The organism is Sandarakinorhabdus oryzae (assembly GCF_009733735.1).
Lineage (GTDB): Bacteria > Pseudomonadota > Alphaproteobacteria > Sphingomonadales > Sphingomonadaceae > Sandarakinorhabdus > Sandarakinorhabdus oryzae.
This window is the reverse complement of the sequence record NZ_WNJP01000253.1, coordinates 1-2,908: the sequence shown is the minus strand read 5'-3', so window position 1 is coordinate 2,908 and position 2,908 is coordinate 1. Positions and strand designations below refer to the sequence as shown.

Annotated in this window: 4 protein-coding genes; 3 read left to right on the top strand and 1 reads right to left on the bottom strand. The window is 68.1% G+C overall.

Annotated elements, in window-relative coordinates:
- Window positions 1-227 (bottom strand): zinc-ribbon domain-containing protein (locus GJ693_RS15140; RefSeq protein WP_197042252.1); only part of this gene is annotated, 227 nt, incomplete at its 3' end.
- A gap of 82 nt (window positions 228-309) precedes the next feature.
- Here GJ693_RS15140 and serS point away from each other — a divergent pair.
- The 3 genes from serS to GJ693_RS15125 all read left to right on the top strand — a co-directional run.
- On the top strand, window positions 310-1,587 hold the full coding sequence (serS, locus tag GJ693_RS15135) for a serine--tRNA ligase (RefSeq protein WP_156257083.1): 1,278 nt from the start codon (window positions 310-312) through the stop codon (window positions 1,585-1,587).
- Window positions 1,587-2,363, top strand: a complete 777-nt coding sequence (gene surE / locus GJ693_RS15130; protein ID WP_156257082.1) for a 5'/3'-nucleotidase SurE — start codon at window positions 1,587-1,589, stop codon at window positions 2,361-2,363. The genes serS and surE overlap by 1 nt, the downstream gene beginning before the upstream one ends.
- 152 nt (window positions 2,364-2,515) lie before the next feature.
- On the top strand, window positions 2,516-2,908 hold a 393-nt coding region (locus GJ693_RS15125; RefSeq protein WP_235902971.1), incomplete at its 3' end, for a LysM peptidoglycan-binding domain-containing protein.

The following is a 2,908-nucleotide window of genomic DNA, read 5'->3' as shown; positions in this document are numbered from 1 at the left end:
GGTTCCGGCTCGGGTTCGGGCGCCGGTTCCGGTTCGGGCGGCGGCGGGGGCGGCAGGCTGGCGGCGCGCGCCTCCTCCTGCACGGCGGCCACGGCTTCATCCTCGTCAATCTCTTCGGCCGGCACCCAGCGATGGTTGCAGGCGGCACACTTCATCCGCGGCCGGCGCATCACCACGCCCACCGCCACCCGATATTGTGTGCTGCAATTGGGGCAGGAAACGATCACCGGCTCACCATAGGCAGGGTGGCGCAGCCATGGAAGGGGGCGCTTGCAGCCAGCGCCTCATCAGGGCAAAGGCAGCCGCATCATGCACGATCTCAAAGCCCTCCGCGCCGACCCGCACGCCTTCGCCGCCGGCCTGGCTCGCCGCGACATCAGTGATGCGGCGGATGCGCTGCTCAGCGCCGATGCTGATCGCCGCGCCGCCGAGACCAGGGCGCAGGAGGCGCTCGCCCGCCGCAACGCCGCGTCCAAGGAGATTGGCGCCGCCATGGCTGCCAAGGACATGGCAAGGGCCGAGGCGCTGAAGGCCGAAGTTGCTGGCCTGAAAGACGAAATCGCCGCGCTGGAAGAGTCCGCGCGCGCGGCCAGCGACAAGGCCGAGGCGCTGCTGGTCAGCTTGCCAAACCTGCCCGCTGCCGATGTGCCCGATGGCGTGGATGAGCATGGCAATGTGGAAGTGATGCGCTGGGGAACCCTGCGCGCCTTCGATTTTGCGCCGCTGGAGCATGACCTGGTCGCAGCGAAACTGGGCTATGATCCGGAAGCCGCCGCCCGTGTGGCGGGCGCGCGCTTTGCCGTGCTGAAGGGGCCATTGGCCCGGCTGCAGCGTGCCCTGGGCCAGTATATGATCGACACCCACACGGCAAAGCACGGCTATGCCGAGACCTATGCGCCGCTGCTGGTGAAAGCCGAGGCCGCCTTCGGCACCGGGCAATTGCCCAAGTTCGAGGAAGACGTCTTCAAGACCACCGATGGCCGCTACCTGATCCCCACCGCCGAGATGAGCCTGACCAACCTGGTCGCCGGCGAGATCATCGACGCGGCCGCGCTGCCGATCCGCATGACGGCGCTGACCCCCTGTTTCCGCAGCGAGGCCGGCAGCGCCGGGCGCGACACGCGCGGCCTCATCCGTCAGCACCAGTTTGAGAAATGCGAGCTGGTGACGATCTGCACGCCGGAGCAGGCCGAGGAAGAGCACGCGCACATGCTGGCCAGCGCCGAGGCCATCTTGCAGGCGCTGAACCTGCCCTATCGCCGCATGCTGCTGTGCGCCGGCGACATGGGCTTTGCGGCGCGCAAGACGTACGACCTTGAGGTCTGGCTTCCAGGCCAGGGTGCCTGGCGCGAAATCAGCTCCGTCTCCGACTGCGGCGAATTCCAGGGCCGGCGCATGAACACGCGCTGGAAGGTGGCCGGCGAGAAGGGCAGCCGTGGGCCGGTCAACACGCTCAACGGCTCCGGCCTCGCCGTCGGCCGCACGCTGGTGGCAGTGATCGAGAATTACCAGCAGGCCGATGGCAGCGTGGTCGTGCCGGACGCCTTGAAGCCCTACATGGCCGGCCTCGAAAAACTGGAGCCCTGATGCGCATTCTCGTCACCAATGATGATGGCATCAATGCGCCCGGCCTGGTCGCGCTGGAGGCCATTGCCGCCGAACTGTCCGATGATGTGTGGGTGGTCGCCCCGGCCGAGGAGCAATCGGGCGCCGGGCACAGCCTGACGCTGAGCCAGCCGGTGCGGCTGCGCGAAATCAGCCCGCGCCGCTTTGCGGTGAAGGGCACCCCCACCGATTGCGTGATGCTGGCGCTGGGCGCGGTGCTGGAAGATCACAAGCCCGATCTGATCCTGTCGGGCGTCAACCGCGGCGGCAACCTCGCCGAAGACGTGACCTATTCCGGCACGGTGTCGGCCGCGATGGAAGGCTGCCTGGCCGGCATCCGATCGATCGCCTTGAGCCAGGTGATGATGGATTACACCGCCGGCAACGAGGATTTTTCCTGCGCCGCCCATCACGGCGCCGCCGTCATCCGCCGGGTGATCGCCACGGAATGGCCAGAGGGTGTGCTGATCAACATCAACTTCCCGCCGGTGCTCGCCGCTGACGTGAAGGGCGTGCGCGTCACCGAGCAGGGCTTCCGCGATTATGGCAATATCCACCTGATCAAGCGCATCGATCCGCGCGGCTTCCCCTATTACTGGCACGGCTTCGGCAAGGAAAAGCCCAGCCCCGGCCACGAGACCGACTTGAAGGCCATGCACGAAGCCTGCATCTCGGTGACGCCGCTGCATCTCGACATGACGCATTACCAATCCATGAGCCGGCTGAAGGCGGCGCTGGCCGATCTGGCCGAAAGCTGATGCGGCGGGCGCCAGAGCCCATTGCGGCCCTGTTGCTGCTGCTGGCGTTGTCGGGCTGCATGACCAGCCGCCCGCAACCAGCAACGCGGCCAGTCCCGCGCCCGGCGCCCGCGCGTGACGCGACTTCACCCCCCCGATCCGCACCGACACAAGTGCGCCCCGCCCCGGCACCGCCGCGCACCGATTGGGTGGCGCGCCGTGTGGTACCGGCCGCGATCGTCACACCGCAGGGGCGGTTCCATGTCGTAAAGGCCGGCGAAACCGGCATCGCCATTGCCCGCGCCTATGGGCTGAGCTGGCGCGACCTGATTGCCTATAATGGCCTGAAGGAACCGTTTGTGCTGCGTGTTGGCCAGCGCCTGCGGCTCAGCCCGCTGGTCACGCCGAAGCCAACCACCGCGCCGCCACAGACGCTGGAAGAACGGGCCCGCGCCTTCGACATCAGCATCGATGATGTGATGACCGGTGGCCAGCCCGCCGCCGGCAAGCCCGGCAGCGCCGCCGAACCGCCACCGGCGCCGTTGCCGCCCGTCACCGGCACCGCG